Source organism: Vibrio sp. 2-Bac 85 (genome assembly GCF_037546705.1).
GTDB lineage: Bacteria > Pseudomonadota > Gammaproteobacteria > Enterobacterales > Psychromonadaceae > Psychromonas.
The window spans coordinates 1-18,820 of sequence record NZ_JALAAB010000013.1; the positions used below are offsets into that span (position 1 = coordinate 1).

At 37.0% G+C, this 18,820-nt stretch carries 18 protein-coding genes; 7 read left to right on the top strand and 11 right to left on the bottom strand.

Annotated elements, in window-relative coordinates:
- Nucleotides 1–258: 258 nt before the first annotated feature.
- The 3 genes from MT390_RS13480 to MT390_RS13490 all read right to left on the bottom strand — a co-directional run bounded on the left by MT390_RS13480 (nt 259) and on the right by MT390_RS13490 (nt 3,870).
- Nucleotides 259–1,338 carry a polysaccharide lyase family 7 protein gene (locus tag MT390_RS13480; RefSeq protein ID WP_499441636.1) on the bottom strand — a complete coding sequence of 360 codons (1,080 nt, stop codon included), beginning with the start codon at nt 1,336–1,338 and terminating at the stop codon, nt 259–261.
- A gap of 262 nt (nt 1,339–1,600) precedes the next feature.
- The gene (gene ppnP / locus MT390_RS13485; RefSeq protein WP_113819433.1) at nt 1,601–1,888 is read right to left on the bottom strand and encodes a pyrimidine/purine nucleoside phosphorylase; all 288 of its coding nucleotides are present in this window, start codon (nt 1,886–1,888) and stop codon (nt 1,601–1,603) included.
- A gap of 71 nt (nt 1,889–1,959) precedes the next feature.
- Nucleotides 1,960–3,870, bottom strand: a complete 1,911-nt coding sequence (locus MT390_RS13490) for an ABC transporter ATP-binding protein (protein ID WP_499441639.1) — start codon at nt 3,868–3,870, stop codon at nt 1,960–1,962.
- A 135-nt stretch (nt 3,871–4,005) separates the two neighbouring features.
- Between MT390_RS13490 and MT390_RS13495 the strand changes: the two genes are divergently transcribed.
- On the top strand, nt 4,006–4,230 hold the full coding sequence (locus tag MT390_RS13495) for a YheV family putative zinc ribbon protein (RefSeq protein ID WP_166372140.1): 225 nt from the start codon (nt 4,006–4,008) through the stop codon (nt 4,228–4,230).
- 12 nt (nt 4,231–4,242) lie between these two features.
- Entirely contained in the window at nt 4,243–4,731 is a 489-nt protein-coding gene (locus tag MT390_RS13500; protein ID WP_166372139.1) for an FKBP-type peptidyl-prolyl cis-trans isomerase, read from the top strand.
- 248 nt (nt 4,732–4,979) lie between these two features.
- Here MT390_RS13500 and MT390_RS13505 read toward each other — a convergent pair whose 3' ends face one another.
- From MT390_RS13505 to bioH, 3 genes are all read right to left on the bottom strand, one after another.
- Nucleotides 4,980–5,393, bottom strand: a complete 414-nt coding sequence (locus MT390_RS13505) for a hypothetical protein (protein WP_166372138.1) — start codon at nt 5,391–5,393, stop codon at nt 4,980–4,982.
- An 11-nt stretch (nt 5,394–5,404) separates the two neighbouring features.
- Nucleotides 5,405–5,659: a flagellar biosynthesis protein FlgE gene (locus MT390_RS13510; RefSeq protein ID WP_166372137.1), complete on the bottom strand. Its 255-nt coding sequence runs from the start codon at nt 5,657–5,659 to the stop codon at nt 5,405–5,407.
- 74 nt (nt 5,660–5,733) lie between these two features.
- Nucleotides 5,734–6,579: a pimeloyl-ACP methyl ester esterase BioH gene (gene bioH, locus MT390_RS13515; protein WP_299667639.1), complete on the bottom strand. Its 846-nt coding sequence runs from the start codon at nt 6,577–6,579 to the stop codon at nt 5,734–5,736.
- A gap of 29 nt (nt 6,580–6,608) precedes the next feature.
- Between bioH and MT390_RS13520 the strand changes: the two genes are divergently transcribed.
- Together MT390_RS13520 and nfuA are read left to right on the top strand one after the other, a co-directional pair.
- The gene (locus tag MT390_RS13520) at nt 6,609–7,370 is read left to right on the top strand and encodes a ComF family protein (RefSeq protein WP_499441642.1); all 762 of its coding nucleotides are present in this window, start codon (nt 6,609–6,611) and stop codon (nt 7,368–7,370) included.
- A gap of 270 nt (nt 7,371–7,640) precedes the next feature.
- Nucleotides 7,641–8,228 carry a Fe-S biogenesis protein NfuA gene (nfuA, locus tag MT390_RS13525; RefSeq protein WP_499441644.1) on the top strand — a complete coding sequence of 196 codons (588 nt, stop codon included), beginning with the start codon at nt 7,641–7,643 and terminating at the stop codon, nt 8,226–8,228.
- A gap of 3 nt (nt 8,229–8,231) precedes the next feature.
- Here nfuA and yjeH read toward each other — a convergent pair whose 3' ends face one another.
- Nucleotides 8,232–9,506 (bottom strand): L-methionine/branched-chain amino acid transporter, encoded by a 1,275-nt coding sequence (yjeH, locus tag MT390_RS13530; RefSeq protein ID WP_499441645.1) that lies wholly within the window; start codon nt 9,504–9,506, stop codon nt 8,232–8,234.
- Nucleotides 9,507–9,933: 427 nt separating this feature from the next.
- Between yjeH and MT390_RS13535 the strand changes: the two genes are divergently transcribed.
- On the top strand, nt 9,934–11,685 hold the full coding sequence (locus MT390_RS13535) for a DEAD/DEAH box helicase (RefSeq protein WP_166372134.1): 1,752 nt from the start codon (nt 9,934–9,936) through the stop codon (nt 11,683–11,685).
- A 164-nt stretch (nt 11,686–11,849) separates the two neighbouring features.
- On the opposite strand, the gene glmU is transcribed toward MT390_RS13535, so the two are convergent.
- Nucleotides 11,850–13,211: a bifunctional UDP-N-acetylglucosamine diphosphorylase/glucosamine-1-phosphate N-acetyltransferase GlmU gene (gene glmU, locus MT390_RS13540; RefSeq protein WP_499441647.1), complete on the bottom strand. Its 1,362-nt coding sequence runs from the start codon at nt 13,209–13,211 to the stop codon at nt 11,850–11,852.
- A 367-nt stretch (nt 13,212–13,578) separates the two neighbouring features.
- Here glmU and MT390_RS13545 point away from each other — a divergent pair, with 367 nt between their 5' ends.
- Nucleotides 13,579–14,418 (top strand): 2OG-Fe(II) oxygenase family protein, encoded by an 840-nt coding sequence (locus MT390_RS13545; RefSeq protein WP_166372132.1) that lies wholly within the window; start codon nt 13,579–13,581, stop codon nt 14,416–14,418.
- Nucleotides 14,419–14,636: 218 nt separating this feature from the next.
- Here MT390_RS13545 and MT390_RS13550 read toward each other — a convergent pair whose 3' ends face one another.
- The 3 genes from MT390_RS13550 to MT390_RS13560 form a co-directional block, all read right to left on the bottom strand.
- Nucleotides 14,637–15,365 carry an amino acid ABC transporter ATP-binding protein gene (locus MT390_RS13550; RefSeq protein WP_205963062.1) on the bottom strand — a complete coding sequence of 243 codons (729 nt, stop codon included), beginning with the start codon at nt 15,363–15,365 and terminating at the stop codon, nt 14,637–14,639.
- 22 nt (nt 15,366–15,387) lie between these two features.
- Nucleotides 15,388–16,338 carry an amino acid ABC transporter permease gene (locus MT390_RS13555; RefSeq protein ID WP_166372130.1) on the bottom strand — a complete coding sequence of 317 codons (951 nt, stop codon included), beginning with the start codon at nt 16,336–16,338 and terminating at the stop codon, nt 15,388–15,390.
- Between the two features lie 71 nt (nt 16,339–16,409).
- A complete protein-coding gene (locus MT390_RS13560) occupies nt 16,410–17,207 on the bottom strand; it encodes a transporter substrate-binding domain-containing protein (protein WP_166372129.1) in 798 nt (265 codons plus the stop codon).
- 602 nt (nt 17,208–17,809) lie between these two features.
- On the opposite strand from MT390_RS13560, the gene nadE reads away from it, so the two are divergent.
- On the top strand, nt 17,810–18,640 hold the full coding sequence (nadE, locus tag MT390_RS13565; protein WP_499441649.1) for an NAD(+) synthase: 831 nt from the start codon (nt 17,810–17,812) through the stop codon (nt 18,638–18,640).
- Nucleotides 18,641–18,820 lie beyond the last annotated feature (180 nt).

Consider the following 18,820-nt stretch of genomic DNA (forward strand, 5'->3'; position numbering starts at 1 on the left):
TTATTATGATTATTTGCAATAAAGTGACTGAGTGACTAATTAAACAACAAAGAGCGCATTTTTCATGCAAAATAGTGATAATTCAGGACTAAAAAGGAAAAGTTAATTGTATTAAGTTGCACTTAATATCTAAATTTTATTATCTATAAGCACTGATATAAGTACAAATAGTCCATTTTTAACTATTTTAATAATAGTTAAAGTCATAATTTAAGGCCTTTCACTTATATGAAAGACTTTAATGTCTATTAAGTTAGCTTATTGATCTAATGTTAATTGGTAAAAACTTACTTTTGCATAATCACCAGCTGCAATTCCATTGTTAGTACATTCAGATGATCCAACATTACATTGGTTATAATTACCTGCTTTAAAGTACATCCAATCATTTGCATAACCTTCGTCGTATTCATTACCTCTATAATGTGGTTTCGACAAATCTATTTCTGCTGTTTTAACTTCTTCGCCTTGTTCTCCGATATTTTTAACAAAGGTTAAATGCATAATGCTATTTTCTACATTTACATTATATGAAAACACTTCACCTAACTTAATCCCGTCCATTGGTTCAGCTGAGCCTTCACGTAAATCATAAGCACCAAACACGTTATGATAAATATCTTTACGTTTTGAGTAATTATCACCCGTCGCATTTATTTCATAACGCCAATACAGTGAACCGTATTCATGACCGGGTAATTTACGGTATACGATTTTTAAAGGTTCGTTTTTTGAACCATGAATTTGGCCTATGACAGTAGAGAAAGCACCGTTTTTATCTGCGTTACCGCTCGTACTTACCCAATCTACTGATAATGTTGCAGATAACTCTCCACCGATTGAGCCATAATCTGCTGCATCGGGGTTAGCGGCGATTGCAAAATTGTTTTTTGGATCTTTATATGACTTGGCTAACATAGCACGTAATTCACTACGCGCATTTTTGCTGTTTGGCGTTGTCATTGCTTTGTTCGGAGTAGCAAATACCATCGCACCGGTTCTTGCATCTGTATAAAACCAATCAGAATGAGTATAAGGATTGGTAGTGCTTCCTAGTTTTTGAGCAGAAATTTCCATAACTTTGCCTGCACGGCCAGGTTTGTCATCTTCCATTGGAATATTAATTTTCCATTTTGTAAGGTCAAAGTTTTGAGATGGTGCTTTGTAAGGATCTAGTTTAGTGATTAATGCTGTTGTATTAGCAGATGGATGTAAAGGCGTTGTTGCATTAGCAACTTGTCCTGTTACATAATCGCCTTCATTTACTTCATTAGTAGCGTTACTCGCACAACCAACTAACAAACTTGCCACAAGCGCACTTAAATATATTTTTTTCATGAGAATGCCTACTCTATTAATATCAACAAAAAAACTTGAAAGGCAAGTTATAATATTATTGTATTATTAATTGTGATCTTCTTGGAAAATATTAAGACTTAATATTCAATAGATAAGAGGTATATGATTTTTTGTTAACTGTGTGGCATTAATTATTTCTATTCAAAAAAGAAGAAGTGAATAAAAACGAAGAAGGTTATTGGTTAGTAAAAAGGAGCCTAAGCCCCTTTATGATTTTCTAATATTAGCAATATGTTAAATATTATGCTTTATATAAGCAAAGGTAAGCAGTTTGAACGACAACTTTAACATCAAAGCTTGAATTTGCTTCTACTTCAAATGTTTCACCTGCTTTATAAGTTTTCCACTCAGTTGTATCAACTAAGCGCACTGTTAGACTACCACTTACTACTGTCATATATTCATAAGCACTAGTACCAAATGTGTACTCACCAACTTCCATTACGCCTACTGTTGCAGGTAATGTTTCGCTTTGGAATGCGATTGATTTAACGTTACCATCGAAATATTCATTTGCTTCAAAACTCATTTTAATCCCTTTATTATTTCATTTGCTGGTGAATCATTGCGCAGAGAGTATGGCGAAGCTGCACCTAAAATTCAAGTTTCCAATTCTGATTGTAGTGTTTCTATCTGTTCTTGCGCATCCATCCATAACATTTCAGCTTCTTCCAACTGCTCTTTTACTTCGCCTTGTTCTTTTAATAGATTAGTTAATTTCTTTTTATTCTCTTGATCATAAAGCGAACTATCACTTAACTGTTCTTCAATCTCGGCCACACGAGCAGAATGAATATCCATTTGCTTTTCAGCGCTGGTTAGCTGCTTTTTAAAAGGCGTTAGTTTTTTACGAAATTCAGCTTCTAATCTTTTTTGATCTTTACGATTAGCACTCACCGACACGATTTTATCTTCGCTTTGAGAGGCTTGTTTTTCAATACGCTGTTGATCTGATAACCATTGATGGTAATCATCTAGGTCACCAGAAAATGGCTCCACTTTTTTATCGTGTACTAAATACAGATCATCAATAGTAGTACGTAATAAATGTCTGTCATGTGATACAACAACCATGGCACCTTCAAATGCTTGTAGTGCAACCGTCAGTGCATGCCGCATTTCTAAGTCTAAGTGATTGGTTGGTTCATCAAGTAATAATAAGTTAGGTTTTTGCCAAACTAATAATGCTAAAACTAAACGTGCTTTTTCTCCACCAGAAAACGGAGCGACAATATCAAAAGCTTTGTCACCTTGAAAACCAAAGCTACCTAAGAAGTTACGCAATGGCAGCTCTTTCTCATCTGGTGCCAAACGCATTAAATGTTGCATTGGGCTTTCGTCTAGATGTAAAAACTCTAATTGATGCTGTGCAAAGTAACCAATCTTTGCATTGGTATTGATTTCAATCTTGCCAGATTTAGGCTGAAGCTGATTTGAAAGTAATTTAACGAGTGTTGATTTACCCGCACCGTTGCGACCTAACAAGCCAATACGGCTACCAGGGACTAGGTTTAATTTTATTTCATCAAGAATTAATAGATCTTCGTAACCTGCACTCACTTTTTCCAGTGTAAGTAATGGCATGGGTAAAGCTTCAGGCTCTCGAAATGAAAAACTAAATTGGCTATCAAGATGTGCAGGTAATAACGTTTCCATTTTTTCGAGCGCTTTAATACGGCTTTGTGCTTGTTTGGCTTTATTGGCTTTATAGCGAAAACGATCAATATAACTTTGCATATGATCCATTTGCGCTTGTTGTTTTTCGTAGGAAGATTGTTGCTGCATCAATTTCTCAGCACGCTGGCGCTCAAAGCTAGTGTAGTTACCGGTATATTCAAATAATTTATTCTGTTCTATATGAATAATTTTATCGACGATACTATCAATAAAGTCTCGGTCATGAGAAATAAGGATTAATGTTCCTTGATATTGATGTAACCATTTTTCAAGCCAGATCACCGCATCTAAATCAAGGTGATTGGTTGGTTCATCGAGCAACAATAAATCGGATGGGCAAAGCAACGCTTGTGCTAAATTTAAACGCATGCGCCAACCACCAGAAAAGTCACTTACCGGTCGACCTTGAGCTTGTTCACTAAACCCTAACCCTGCTAATAACTCAGCAGCACGAGATTCAATGGTATAACCACCAGCATTATCTAGTAAAATATGCATTTCAGCGATTTTAGTACCATTATCTTCAGCCTCTGCTTGTTTTAATTTTGCTTGTAAAGCACGAAATTGATGGTCGCCATCGATTACATATTGCAAGGCATTAGTATCTAAAGCAGGCGTTTCTTGAGCAACACTCGCTAGTCGCCAATGCTGAGGAATAGTTAATTCGCCGGCATCAACTTGGTGCTCTTGCTTTAATAAAGTGAAAAAACTAGATTTACCACAGCCATTGGCACCAACTAAACCTACTTTTTGTTTTGGATTGATGGTTGCACTGGCATTTTCAAGTAAGGCTTTTCCACCTCGGATAAATTCGATATTAGTTGCAACAATCATAAATTCAGAGTCTCAATGTAAATCAGGTAAATTAGAGCAAGATAATAACGAACTTTACAAAGTTGAGCCATAACTACTGAAAATGAGTGCTAATTTGTTTATCATTACGTACTTTTTGTCATTTGTGATTTGTATATGCCTGTATCTAAAAATAAAAAACGCTTCATCGCTGGAGCTGAATGCCCACAATGTAAGACTATTGACAGTATTGCTTTGACACTGGAAAATGCAGTTGAGACTTTAACCTGCGTCGCTTGTGGTTACACACAAACACAAACGCCTAATCAGGCTAAATCAGCAACACGTCAATTTGAACAAATAATTGGTGTTTTTGATCCATCTGAACCCGATAAAGAATAGAGAGAAATAACGATGAAAATTGAAAAAAATTCAGTAGTAGCAATCCACTTTGGTGTTGCAGAAGTTGACGGTAATGCGCTTGATAGTACAGAAAACGGTAGCCCACTTGAATTTATTCAAGGTGCACAATATTTAGTACCAGGTTTAGAGAAAGAGTTAGAAGGTAAAGAAGCGGGTTACAAATTTGATGTAACACTGCAAGCAGAAGATGCTTACGGTCCTTTCCAAGAAGAGTTAGTTCAAGAAGTTCCTCGTACTTTATTTGAAGGCGTTGATGAAATTGAAGTCGGTATGTCATTTCAAGCAGAAACAGAGCAAGGTCCTCGTACTGTAGAAGTCACTGGCGTAACTGAAGAAAATGTTAGCATTGATGCAAATCATCCTCTAGCAGGTATGGCATTACAATTTGTTGGTGAAGTTATTTCTGTTCGTGCTGCGACTGATGAAGAAATGTCACATGGGCATATTCACTCAGCTGAAGGCTGTGGACATTCTCACTAAATAGAACCTTATTAAATAACTAGTTACTTGATAGCTTGTTATTTAATAGATAGTCATTAAACAGACTATTTAGAAAAGGGCTAACAGTAAGCTAGGCTACATAAATTTGTGGCCTTTTTTATAGCTAATTTTCCTCTTTAATAATTGTCAGAAATGCCCCTTTAAAAACAATTCACCTGCCAAACGCAGTAACAAAGTAACTCTAGACAATGCTTTAAAGATGATTTGCTAATAAATAATCTAAACAGCTAGATATCATAATTAACGGTCGGTTCAGGTATAGGTGACACTGCATCGTTATATTTTGCTTGAATCACTGAGACTACTTGCTTGTAATCGGAGATCCCCTTTAATTGTACAGAGACTTTATCCATCTCGCGATGTGAAAGTTTTAATTTGCTGGAAAAGAAAAAATCACGTCTTTGATTGAAGCCACTTGAATGTCTTTGTTGTTTTGACTCAGGATTATCCTTTTGAAGAATTTGCCCAGACTGATGAGCGACCTGTTCTCGTTCTTGCTGAGATCGCATTTTAGCGTAAGCATGCGTTTCCTCGGTTTTTGGAATCGCTGTTTGTAATTGATTTTGACGATGAAGTGTTTCCGCGGCTTGCGGGAAAGGAGCCGCGACAATAGGTGGGAGTTGAACATTTACATTAACCATGAGGGTTAAAGTTAGACAGACACATCAATCAGTGAACCAACCATCTCATCAGCTGTTGTGATCACTTTTGCAGAAGCTTGTGCTTGAATTTCCGCTAGCTTCATATTGATCAATTCTGCTGTCACTGGTTGTGAGTCATAACTGCTATTTTCTGTATTTTCAGAATTCACGGGTTGATTAGCAATCTTTTCACTGGATTCAGTTATTTGCTGTGATGCTTGATTCAAGCCATACAGCCCTGAAGAAAACGCTGAATTTATTTCCATAAATAACTCCTAAGCAATGATTACAACTCCATTATGGCTACTTTTTAAGCAAAGATAAAGCTTAACATGAATAGTTATCCTTCAATAAAGTCGATCACGACACGCTGAAAATGAACAGATTCACTTATAAATGGAGCATGTGAAGAATGTTCAAATATAACCTGCTGATTAGCAGGATATAATTTAATCAACTCAGGCATATTCGCAATAGGCACCAAACTATCCAAGCGTCCAAATAAACTTAAACATGGCATAGTTAATTGACTAAATGATTCTCGTAAATCAACATTACTTAATAAATCTAAACCTGCAATCAACGCATTTTGCTTTGGTTGTGGCTGTTCTGCTAATAAACCTTTAATAATAGCAATATCATTTTTTACCGTCACACTCCCCATTGCCTGCAAGGATAAAAATCGATTTAATGTTTTTTCAGGCTGTGTAATGACTCCTGTTTTAAATCGCTCAAAAACCGCTTTTTTTACACCTAACCACTGGCCTTGTTCTACAAATTTTATCGCAGCACACACCTGAATTAATTTTTCAACGCGTTCAGGATGATGACGTGCGACATAGGTTGCAATCAGCCCACCTAGCGACCATCCACACCAAATGGCATTATCGGGTAATTTTTTCAAAATTAAGTCTGCGATATTGGCCAAAGAATAATCTGAAATTTCAGGTTCTTTACCAAATCCCGGAAGATCAACTAGATGCACGCAATAATGTTGACTTAGTTGTTCAGCTGCAAGTTGCCAGATAGCACTATTTACTCCCCAGCCATGCACTAACACTAAATTCTTCCCTGTACCCATTGATTGATAAGCAACCTGATGTTGAGGCTGACGACCTTCAGGAATACTTATTTGTAGATTAGTCGACTCATCACCTTGCTTATTACTTTGCTGTTCTATACTCACCGTAACCTCATTTAATAATAGGGTTTGATTTGAAAAATCTTCTGAATGCGATTAATCAACACTGCCAAACATTACTTGAAGCTTGTTTACCAAGCCATTGTTTATTGTGCCACTTACCTAGTAAGCAGTCTCTTATTTGTCAGTGTTGTTATGATTCAATCTTAACAGATAGGCCTTGTTGTTTACATTGTGGTTGTGGATTAACAAGCTCACAAGCATATTGTGGAGAATGCTTACAACATCCTTTTAGTTTTCGTCAACTACATGCGATAGCAAGCTATCAAACACCCTTTCCCGTTTTAATAAAACAATTAAAATATAATGGTCAAATATTATATGCAGATTTACTCGGTTTATTGCTCGCTCATTCAATACAAAACCGTTATAGCCAGCAACAATTACAAGAAATCGATTGTATTATCGCAGTGCCACTACACACCAAAAAACACAGAAGCCGAGGTTTTAATCAAGCACAATTAATTAAGGATTCTTTAGTCAAGCACTTGCCCGTAATTACACTGTACGAACCACCCGTTAATCAGCCATTTATTATTAGAAATAAATTAACCACAGCACAGGAAGGATTATCAAGAGCACAGCGTTTACACAATTTAAATCACGCATTTTCATTAAGTAAAGACGCAGAGATAAGTTTACAGGGGAAAAGTATTGTAATTATTGATGATGTTGTCACTACGGGTGCAACTATTAATAGCCTATGCCAATGCTTATCAACAGCTAAAGTTAAGACAATTGATGTTTGGTGTATTTGCCGTACTGAATTAGGCTAAGCAGCTTTAATATGACTAATTAGCTCTAATATTTACTAAGTAACTTTAACTCTCAATGACTAAAAAACCACAATAACGTTAAATCTTTTACGCATTACTGACGTTTAAGAAGAATTCCTTTAAATATCAATACATAAAACGACCAATAATGTTTCTATAATAGCTTTTATTTGATCCTAAATTTTATTATTTGTTGCATTTTCACTCTTTGCTTTATTATTGCATTCAAATCTCGCTATAATGTCCTAGTAAATTACTCAAGCATAAAGGTTGAACATGATCGAAATTACTCCAGTTGCACAAGCACATTTTGCAAAATTACTAGCGCCACAAAAAGAAGGCACTAACATCCGAGTGTTTGTTATCAACCCAGGCACACCTAAAGCAGAATGTGGTGTATCTTACTGCCCACCGGAAGCAGTTGAAGCTAGCGATACACGTTTAAGTTTTGAAGGTTTTGATGCATTAGTTGATGAAGTTAGCTTACCTTACCTAGAAGATGCATTTGTTGACCTAGTTGAAGAAGATGCAGGCACACAACTAACACTGAAAGCACCAAACGCAAAAATGCGTAAAGTGAAAGATGACGCTCCACTACTAGAACGCGTTGAATACGTTATTCAAGTACAAATAAATCCTCAACTAGCAAGCCACGGTGGATTTATTAAACTAATCGAAATCACTGATGATAACGTTGCTGTGATTGAATTTGGCGGTGGCTGTAATGGTTGCTCACAAGTAGACTTGACCTTAAAAGAAGGGATCGAGAAAGAATTACTTGAAGAGTTCTCAGGAGAGCTAAACGCAGTACGCGATGTTACTGAGCATGCTCAAGGCGATCACTCTTTCTATAAGTAACGTCTAACTTGTTTTAATGCGGTTGTTTGAAGGGTAGATAACCGCATAATACCCTCCTAATATTGTTATTAATAACAGTGCGAATAACATTTCCTTACCCAAACTCAAAAACAATAGTAAACACGTAGCACTTGCGATAACCGCTATCCAGCGACCTTTACCCGGCAGTAATTGAATCCCCGCGATGCCAGCTGCAAGATAAATTAGAATAAATAATCCATTCGCATAAGCAATTAAATTATCAATGGGCAAATCAATAAAGTTACTGATTAATAGCATCACAAAACAAAGCATAACCGCAAAAGAGAGTCCCCAATAAGCAACACGATGTTGATTTAAGCGGGTGAAGTTAAGGTGAATTTGCTGTTGATTACCCATACTTTGTAATAAGCGAGAAAATCCAACAAAGTATAAGCTTACTGAAATAAAGCAGGTACAAAACCCTACTAAATTTACTAATACATAACCTTTACGGCCTAAACTAGACTCAACTAAATGTACCACTGAATTAAGATTCCTCTCCTGATCGCCATAAAAGCCTGTCTTTAATAAGCTGATACTAATTAACCCGTAAACCACTAAGGTAATAGTGATCCCGATGAAAATAGTCAGAGGAAAGTCTCGCTGTGGCTGCTCAAAGTCATCGGCAATATGCGTAATCGCTTCAATACCTAAAAAACACCAAAGAATAAAAGTCGCCGCTAACGCAACCTTATCGAAGTGAAACTCAGTGATAGGCAATACTAAAGATGGATCTAGCTGGGTATCAATGGAAGCAAACAACAAGGTCCCGACAATGAGAGCACTCAATGCAGATTGGATCACAGCCGCTGTTTTTAGTCCTAGTAGATTAATAATTAAAACTAACAACAGCATAGTGATAGCAATCAACAATCGATGATCCGCGCCTGTCGCAAGTAACTGCCATTCTATTAATGCATTTTGTAAAAAGTTGGCAGCTGTCATGGCGATAACAGGCGACCCCAATGCCACTACCCAAATAAATAACCAACTGACCAATCGTCCACTGCGCTCGCCAAATGCTTGCTGCACATAATAAGCAGTACCGCCAGCATGAGGATAAATTTTACCTAATTGTGCAAAGGTAAAAACGATAGGCACAATTAAAATGCCCATTAACGTCCAAGCTAATAGTGACCAACTGCCCGCTACTTGCGCTGCAATAGCAGGAATAATAAAAACACCAGATCCTAATAAAGCAGAAACTAATAAACCAACGCCTTGTAATACCGACAATTTATGGGTGTGCAATGCCACTGTGACTCCTTGAAAGACAATATCTGTGAGGGATATATGGAAAACAGCAGTTTATCACTGCAAACAACGACATTAAGTAATAAAAGGAAATTAAATGAAATAAAAATCAAGCAACCATCTAAAAATAGAAACCACAAGTCAATTATCGGATTTCCCATGGTTGATAGCGATTAATTTATAAAAAACGTGCGGTTTGTCAAAATAAAGCGGGCATTTTATAAACAAATACAGTAGAATGCGCCTCCCTCGCAGAAGGATCCATCTAAAGCGAAGCAGAATATTCAGAGTAAACCTACTACGCGATTGATTTCGCGAAAATTAATGGACACGTTTTACAGCTTCTAACTTGTTAGGCTGATGTAGGAATAGGCTGAATTTAACGTACATTCGAGTAATGTGCAGAATTTTATAAACTCATGAGGCCACTATGTCAGAGTCAGAAAACCAACAAGCAGTAGAAGAAGTAACAGGACCAACATTTAAAGATTTAAACTTACCAGAAGCGCTTGTTAAAGTTGTTTCAGAAATGGGTTACGAAACACCATCTCCTATCCAAGCACAATGTATCCCACACCTATTAAATGGTGAAGACGTATTAGGTCTTGCTCAAACAGGTACTGGTAAAACAGGTGCATTTGCACTGCCTTTATTAGCAAACATTGATATTAGCAAAAACCATCCTCAAGTATTGGTACTAGCGCCAACACGTGAGCTTGCGATTCAAGTTGCAGAAGCATTTCAATCTTATTCTCGTCATATGCGCGGCTTCCACGTTATGCCTATTTACGGCGGTCAAAGCTACAATATACAGTTTAAGCAATTAACTCGTGGTCCACACGTAGTTGTTGGTACTCCTGGTCGTATCATGGATCACTTGAAACGTAAAACATTAGACTTATCAAACCTAAAAACATTAGTACTTGATGAAGCTGATGAAATGTTACGCATGGGCTTCATTGATGATGTAGAAACGATCATGAAAGAAATGCCAGAAAAGCATCAAACAGCGCTTTTCTCAGCAACAATGCCTGATCAAATTAAACGCATTACTAAGCGTTACATGAACAACCCAACAGAAGTTAAGATTAAAGCTAAAACATCTACTGTTTCAAACATTGAACAAAAATGTTGGATCGTACGTGGTGTTAATAAGTTAGACGCTTTAACTCGTATGTTAGAAACTGAAGACTTTGATGGTGTTATCATCTTTGCTCGTACTAAAACAGCAACAGTTGAATTAGCAGAACGTTTAGAAGCACGTGGTTACCGCAGTGCAGCACTAAACGGTGATATGAATCAACAAACACGTGAACGTACTATCGCTCGCCTTAAATCAGGTGGCTTAGACATCTTAGTAGCAACAGATGTTGCTGCACGTGGTCTAGACGTAGAACGTATTAGCTTAGTTGTAAACTACGATATCCCAACAGATACTGAATCTTATGTTCACCGTATCGGTCGTACTGGTCGTGCTGGCCGTACTGGTAAAGCAATCTTATTTGCTGCACCGCGTGAGCGTCGTTTACTACAAGCAATTGAACGTGCAACTCGTCAACCAATTACTATTATGGACTTACCAACACGTGATGAAGTAACTCAAACACGTATTGATAACTTCCAAAAACAAATATTCTCTACATGTGAAAGTGAAGATCTAACATTCTTCCGCACTTTGTTTGAGCAAATGGTAAACAACACTGAAATTGATGATACAGATCTTGCTGCTGCGTTATTATTCATGGCACAAAAAGAAAAACCATTACAGCCTGTTGAAGAAAAATTTGTAGAACCACGTAGCAATGATCGTAACGAACGTAGTGATCGTGGTGATCGTCCTCGTCGTGACCGTAACGAACGCAGTGACCGTCCTCGTGGTGATCGCCCTGACCGCAATGACCGCGCACGTAGCGAAGATAAACCTCGTGGTCGTGGACGCCCTACTGATGTTGAACTTGAAATGTTCCGTTTAGATGTTGGTCGTGAGCACGGTGTACAAGTTAAAAACATCGTTGGTGCAATTGCAAATGAAGCAAATATCAATAGTCGCTTCATTGGTGATATTCGTTTAAACGATGATCACTCTACAATTGAATTACCAAAAGGTATGCCGGAAGAAACACTTTCACACTTAAGAAATGTGCAAGTATGTAAACGTCCACTAAACCTTAAAAAGTGCTAACCATTAAGGTTTAGTATTTTATCAAGGAGGCTAACGCCTCCTTTTTTATACCTGAAATTTATCAATCATCCTATTCAAGGCAATAAAAAAGGCCGCTAACCTAAGTTAACGACCTCTCATAGTTTGCTTACTAGTTAAAGCTCTAAACCAATTTAAGCTAAGCCTTATTTCTTTTTAACGGGACGCTTCCAGCCTTCAATATTGCGCTGTTTAGTACGTGAAATACATAATGCGTTATCAGGAACATCACTTACCACTGTTGTACCCGCACCTGTCGTCGCGCCATTACCAATGGTAACAGGAGCAACAATCTGACAATCACTGCCCACAAAAACATCGTTACCAATAACAGTCAGGTGTTTATTAACACCATCATAATTACAAGTGATCACACCAGCACCAATATTAACGCCACTACCAACCTGGCTATCGCCAATATAACTTAAATGACCGCATTTAGTACCTTCACCTAAGGTTGATTTTTTAACTTCAACAAAGTTACCAATATGCACTTCTTTTGCAATTACAGTATCTGGACGAAGTCGTGCAAAAGGACCAATTGAGGCATTTTCGCCAATTTTTGCACCTTCGATAATAGAATTTGCTTTAATCTCCGTATTATCTGCAATATCACAATTTTTTAGGATACAGCCAGCTCCAATCTTAACGCCGTAACCTAAGTTCACTTTACCTTCGATGATCACATTGATATCAATATCAACATCTTGCCCGCAGGTTAGTTCACCACGCAAGTCAAAACGAGTTGGGTCGCGTAACATCACTCCATCAAGTAATAACTTGTTAGCGTTTTCAAGTTGAAAAGCACGTTCTAAATTAGCAAGTTGCAGACGGTTATTAACACCTTCTACTTCAAAAGCATGTTCAGGTTGAACTGTTTGAATTGAAGCGCCTTCTGAATATGCCATTGCAATAATATCCGTTAAGTAATATTCGCCAGCAGCATTATCGTTAGATAAAGCAGGTAACCAACGATTTAAATCATTCGCATCTGCGACTAAAATACCTGTGTTTACTTCTTTAATTGCTAGTTGAGCCGCATTTGAATCTTTTTGCTCAACAATGCCAATCACTTCACCATTTGTACGCTCAATGCGGCCATAACCTGTTGGGTCATCAAGCTCAATAGTTAATAAACCAATGCCGCCTTTAGGCTGCACTGTCACTAATTTTTCTAATGTAGTCGCAGATAATAGAGGAACATCACCATAGACGATTAAGATTTTTTCATCCGCTTTAAAGTGTGGCTGCGCCATTTGCATTGCATGGCCAGTACCTAATTGCTCAGTTTGTTCGATCCAATTTAAACAATCATCAGCAATATTTTTTTGCATGATGTCGCCACCGTGGCCATATATTAAGTGTATATTTTCAGAACCAATGCCTTTTACCGTATCAATAACATGTTGCACCATCGGCTTATCAGCAATTTTATGTAATACCTTAGGTAAAAGCGAACGCATGCGGGTACCTTTACCAGCAGCAAGAATAACAACACTTAAAGACATAATGAGACCTTAATAATAAAGAATGATAAAACGTTCATTTTAGCGGATTTTTTGATAAGAACGTATAAGAAAATACTGATCTCGAGATTTTGGTAAACATAACCATAAAAAAATATCCGATTAATATCATTTTAATTAAATATTTTTCATTTTTTGTAATTTTCACCGCCTTAAGCACCAAGATGATATGCGTAGATATAGAAAAGGTAACCTTGATGGTGACTAGATTGAGCTTAATAAGCTTTTTCTAATGTTTCTTTTGTGCTCTACAGCATACTTCAAACTTACGAATATTATTTGCACCTAGATTCGCCTATTAAAGTGTTGTTAAAATATGAAATTACTACTTAAAACATAAGATAAAAATATGAAACTTGAAGCCATAGATTACAATGCCGAAAATGCGCAACAACTGTTTGTTGAATCCCTTCGCAATACTGGGTTTGGTGTATTAAAAAATCATCCTATCCAGCAACAAATAGTGAGGTCTATTTACGACAATTGGCAGCAGTTTTTTAACTCTCAAGATAAAGTGGACTTTCATTTCAATGCTGAGACTCAAGACGGTTTTTTCCCAGCTGAAGTTTCTGAAACGGCGAAAGGAAATACAAAAAAAGATATTAAAGAATATTTTCATTATTATCCTTGGGGACAATGTCCTGCACAATTAAAAACTGAACTTCAAAATTATTACCAACAAGCGGGTAACCTTGCTGCTGAGTTATTGACTTGGGTAGAGGATAATTCACCAACTGAAGTTTCAAAATTATTCACACAACCGCTTCCAGATATGATTAAAGATAATCAACAGACATTGTTGAGAATACTCCATTACCCTCCATTAAAAGGAGATGAAGAGCTGGGTGCGATAAGAGCAGGTGCCCATGAAGATATTAATTTACTGACTATTCTTCCTGCATCTAATGAGCCCGGTCTGCAGGTAAAAAGCATAGAAGGTGAGTGGTTAGATGTACCATCTGATTTCGGTAACTTGATTGTTAATATCGGCGATATGCTACAGGAAGCATCAGGCGGATATTATCCGTCAACAACCCACCGTGTTATTAATCCTGATGGCGCAGACAAAACGAAGTCTCGAATTTCATTACCTCTTTTTCTTCATCCAAAACCAGAAGTTGTTCTCTCGGATAATTACACTGCGGATCAATACTTAAAGGAACGCCTAAGAGAGCTTGGTGTTATTTAAAAAATTTGACGCTGGAGCTAAATGTGCTCCAGCGTCAAGGGCTGAAAACTTGCAAATTCACATTTATAATTAATATGATTCGAAAGTTGCCTTAGGTGGCGTAGGTTTGCAGAGAAATAAAGACTTAATAGGTTGTTAAATTAAGCAGTTTTTAATACTGGCACTAAACAACCTTGCCTAAATTAATCGCTATCTAAAATGCGATGCTAGTTACAAACTTATCGAATATTTGACAGGAATTTTTGTAATCTTACATGATTTGTTACCTTACCAAAAATATTTTCAGGAATATCATCAACTAATAAAACGCCATCTTCCATAAATAAAACACGATCAGCAACTTCGTTAGCAAACCCCATTTCATGAGTAACCACGACCATGGTCATACCATCTGCAGCTAAGGACTTCATTACATCCAGCACTTCACCCACCATTTCCGGATCAAGTGCTGAAGTTGGCTCATCAAAAAGCATCATATCCGGTTTCATTGCCAAGGCTCTAGCAATAGCTACTCGTTGCTGCTGGCCACCAGAAAGTTGACTTGGGTAGATATCCATCTTTTCTGCAAGCCCTACACGTGTCAACAACACTTCAGCTTCTGAAATGACTTCATCTTTACTACGACCAGCCACTTTTAATGGTGCTAACATTACATTTTCTTTAACAGAAAGATGCGGAAATAAGTTAAATGATTGAAATACCATTCCGATATTTTCTCTCAACTTATTAATATTAGTATCGTCATCATACATTTTTACGCCATCAACCGTAATTTCACCACTCGAGATAGTTTCTAATTGATTTAAAGTACGTAAATAAGTGGATTTACCAGAGCCAGAAGGCCCAATGATGACAACAACTTCGCCACGTTGAATATTGGTTGTTACTTTTTTTAATGCATGACAGCCGTTAGGATAAATTTTATCAACATCAACAGTGACGATCATATCGTTACCTTCATACTTTTTCTTATCTGTCATTATTTGCTAACCTTTTTTCAATACGCTGTATGCCCCAAGATAAGGTAGATGTTAAAACTAAATACAATGCAGCAACAGTAAACCAAACCTCAAAGGTAGCGAAACTACCACTCACCACTTCTCGTCCCGCTTTTGTTAAATCAGTAATAGAAATAACAGAAACTAACGAAGAATCTTTAATCAAATTAATAAGCTGTCCAGCCATTGGTGGCAACGTACGCTTAAAAGCCTGTGGAAGGATCACATAAGTCATCGCCTTCGTATAAGTCATGCCCAGTGAGCGTGCAGCCTCCATTTGGCCAGCTGAGATAGACTGAATACCAGAACGGAGGATTTCAGCAACATAAGCACCAGTAAAAACAGATAATGCAACAACACCAGCAGTAAAACGATCTAGATCGAAAATTGTTCCTAGGAAAAAATAAACGATAAATATTTGCACTAGTAGCGGCGTACCACGAATAATTTCAATATATAAAACAGATAAATTTTTACTAAATGGGTTGTCTGAGATCCTCATCAATGCGGCAATTAAACCAATAATAATAGAGAATAATAAAGAGATAACAGAAATTTTCAGGGTCATATATAACCCATCAATTAAAACACCACTTCTAATACCTTCCTTGCGTGCTAATAGATCACCTTCAAAAATAAGATCACCATCAGAAATAAGCACTTGATCAGCACCTGAAATTACGCGAGAAGGATCGCCGTTATCAAAGGTTAAGGTGATCACACCATCAGCATTAACTGCCGCATTTGCATCGCCTTGGGCAATAATATCGATAGGAGATGTATCAATAATATAAGGGAGGACAAGGTGCCATTGCCATTTATAATTAATGGTTTGTGATGCGGAATAAATTCCGGCTGAGATAAGGCCAATCGTAATAATAAACAGCACATGCCATTTCAGTTTATTGGGTTTTTCGTTCATAAGTCCACCGACAGTCAGAAAATAAAAAACCAGAGGAGATCCTCTGGTTTTAAAGGGCTTACTTAAAAACCTTATTTAACTTGGCTTAACCAAGCATCACTATTAAACCATTTATCATAGATGCGTTGATAATTACCATCACCTTTAGTTTGTCTTAGAAAGTTATTAAGGAAATTCAACATATCAGGATCACCCTGCTTAACAGCCCAACCTAAAGGCTCATAAGTAAAAGGTTCTAGAATAGCGACCGTTTTACCTTTTGATTGGTTTGCATAAATCGAGATGAATGGCATGTCGTAAATCATTGCATCAGCTTTACCGTTAATGACTTCAAGTGCAGCATCAGTCTGTGTTTCAAAGGCATTATATTTTGCTTTTGATAACATTCTCTTAATTACTTGCTCACCAGAAGTACCCAACTTACCTGCAATAGTGTATTCACCGGCATTGAGGTCTTTATAGCTAAGTACTTTACCTTCTAGTTTTGGATTCAGTAGTATAGATTGACCAACTGTAATGTACGGGTCGGCAAAGTTAACACGCATATTTCTTTGTGCGTTAATGGTCATACCTGCCATTATAATATGGCACTTATCTGTTAATAACGCAGGAATAATACCATCCCATGCAGTATTGACAGGCACGTACTTAACACCCATTTGCTTAGCCATCAATTTACCTAAATCCACATCAAAACCGATATAACTTCCGTTTTTAGATTTCATTTCAAATGGCATATACCCTGCATCAAAACAAGCTCTAAGCTCACCAGCTTTACTGATATCGTCTAAAGTCCCTGCATTAGCAATACCAACTGATAATGCTAGAAGAGAAGTCGCTGAAACGAGTTTTCTAAGTTTGTTTTTCATGTAAAAATCCTTTTAGTATTTGAAGTGTTTATCACTAATAAGGCGCTTCATTAAGACAATTAATGTCACGACATTATTTTAGTTATATAGATGTAGCAACAAATACGCCAATAAGCGAGCTTGGATAAGAAAAAAATTGATCCGTGATTCAACAAAAATAAAAACCTAATTGATTAAAAAATATCGAAAAGCGGACAATATTTAACAAATATTCCAGTTTTTTAAAAAATACAATATCAATACATGTAACCTAATACTGAATTTCATAGATCAAAAAAGATAAAGCGCACCAATAAAGAGCGCTTTGCACCAAAACAGGGCAATAAAATATTTCAATTGAAAGTATTAAGATACCTCAATGCTTTTAACTTATATGAGATAAATAGTCAGTGAAATAAAGGAAAGTACAGTGAGCTTAATGCTTTCAAAGCCGTACGAATAAAATATTTCTATCTCGCCTAAAAATTTAACTGCAAAAGACAACAGAACAAATAACTATAAAAAATGGCGACTTTTTTGCATAATCATAGTCATCCTTGGTACTTTATAGTGCATTGCCATCTATCAATATCAATATTAACCTTTTAAGAATAGGCTGCCTCATGAAACAAAAGATACTGCAAGAGATGTGTGTGTTAGCAGACATCAATATAGAAAGTGAAATTCAACGTCGTATCAGCTTTATCCAAAACATACTAAAAAAAGCACATTGTAAAACCCTTGTATTGGGTATCAGTGGCGGTGTTGATTCCAGTACTGCCGGGCGACTATGTCAGTTATCAGTAGAGCAATTGAACACGCAAGAAAACACTAATAGCTACCAATTTATTGCGGTTCGCTTGCCCTATGCAGTACAAAAAGATGAAGATGAAGCGCAGCTAGCGTTAAGTTTCATTCAACCAACACACACTGTCGCGGTAAATATTCAAGCCGGTGCGGATGGTATTCATGAAAGTACGTTAGATGCGATTAAAAACAGTACTATTAATTACTCCGATGATACCAACCTTGATTTTATTAAAGGCAACGTTAAAGCACGTATGCGAATGATTGCTCAATACGAAGTTGCAGGTTTAACGGGTGGGTTAGTTGTTGGTACCGACCATAGCGCTGAAAATATTACGGGATTTTATACCAAGCACGGTGATGGTGCCTGCGATTTAGCTCCTTTATTTGGACTAAACAAACGTCAAGTAAGATCGCTTGCTAAACATTTAGGTGCGCCAAGTTTGTTAGTTGAGAAAGCACCTACTGCTGATTTAGAAGAAGATAAACCACAGCTTGAAGATGAGATAGCACTAGGCATGACCTACGATCAAATTGATGATTTCTTAGAAGGTAAAAGCGTCCCTCAAGAGATCGAAGATAAACTGATTACCATTTACTTACGTACGCAGCATAAACGTCAACCTATTCCAACAATTTACGATTAATAAGCAACGATTATAAAAACCACAGGTATGCCTCTACTTACCTGCACTGACCAGTAACAATAACTTACCTTGGTTGTTTAATAAAAATTAAGCAATCAAGGTAAGTTTGCCCTTTTTTCCCAAGCAAACCATCAAATAACTAGCCTTATTAAGCCCTCTAATGGTAGATTCTGTATTCGG

Excerpts from the sequence above, each read along its gene's own strand:
- MT390_RS13490 (WP_499441639.1), bottom strand. The coding sequence starts at position 3,870 with ATGATTGTTGCAACTAATATCGAATTTATCCGAGGTGGAAAAGCCTTA.
- MT390_RS13560 (WP_166372129.1), bottom strand. The coding sequence starts at position 17,207 with ATGAAAAACAAACTTAGAAAACTCGTTTCAGCGACTTCTCTTCTAGCA.
- glmU (WP_499441647.1), bottom strand. The coding sequence starts at position 13,211 with ATGTCTTTAAGTGTTGTTATTCTTGCTGCTGGTAAAGGTACCCGCATG.
- MT390_RS13505 (WP_166372138.1), bottom strand. The coding sequence starts at position 5,393 with ATGGTTAATGTAAATGTTCAACTCCCACCTATTGTCGCGGCTCCTTTC.
- MT390_RS13495 (WP_166372140.1), top strand. The coding sequence starts at position 4,006 with ATGCCTGTATCTAAAAATAAAAAACGCTTCATCGCTGGAGCTGAATGC.
- MT390_RS13545 (WP_166372132.1), top strand. The coding sequence starts at position 13,579 with ATGAAACTTGAAGCCATAGATTACAATGCCGAAAATGCGCAACAACTG.
- nadE (WP_499441649.1), top strand. The coding sequence starts at position 17,810 with ATGAAACAAAAGATACTGCAAGAGATGTGTGTGTTAGCAGACATCAAT.
- MT390_RS13555 (WP_166372130.1), bottom strand. The coding sequence starts at position 16,338 with ATGAACGAAAAACCCAATAAACTGAAATGGCATGTGCTGTTTATTATT.
- MT390_RS13500 (WP_166372139.1), top strand. The coding sequence starts at position 4,243 with ATGAAAATTGAAAAAAATTCAGTAGTAGCAATCCACTTTGGTGTTGCA.
- MT390_RS13480 (WP_499441636.1), bottom strand. The coding sequence starts at position 1,338 with ATGAAAAAAATATATTTAAGTGCGCTTGTGGCAAGTTTGTTAGTTGGT.
- MT390_RS13550 (WP_205963062.1), bottom strand. The coding sequence starts at position 15,365 with ATGATCGTCACTGTTGATGTTGATAAAATTTATCCTAACGGCTGTCAT.
- MT390_RS13535 (WP_166372134.1), top strand. The coding sequence starts at position 9,934 with ATGTCAGAGTCAGAAAACCAACAAGCAGTAGAAGAAGTAACAGGACCA.
- ppnP (WP_113819433.1), bottom strand. The coding sequence starts at position 1,888 with ATGAGTTTTGAAGCAAATGAATATTTCGATGGTAACGTTAAATCAATC.
- MT390_RS13510 (WP_166372137.1), bottom strand. The coding sequence starts at position 5,659 with ATGGAAATAAATTCAGCGTTTTCTTCAGGGCTGTATGGCTTGAATCAA.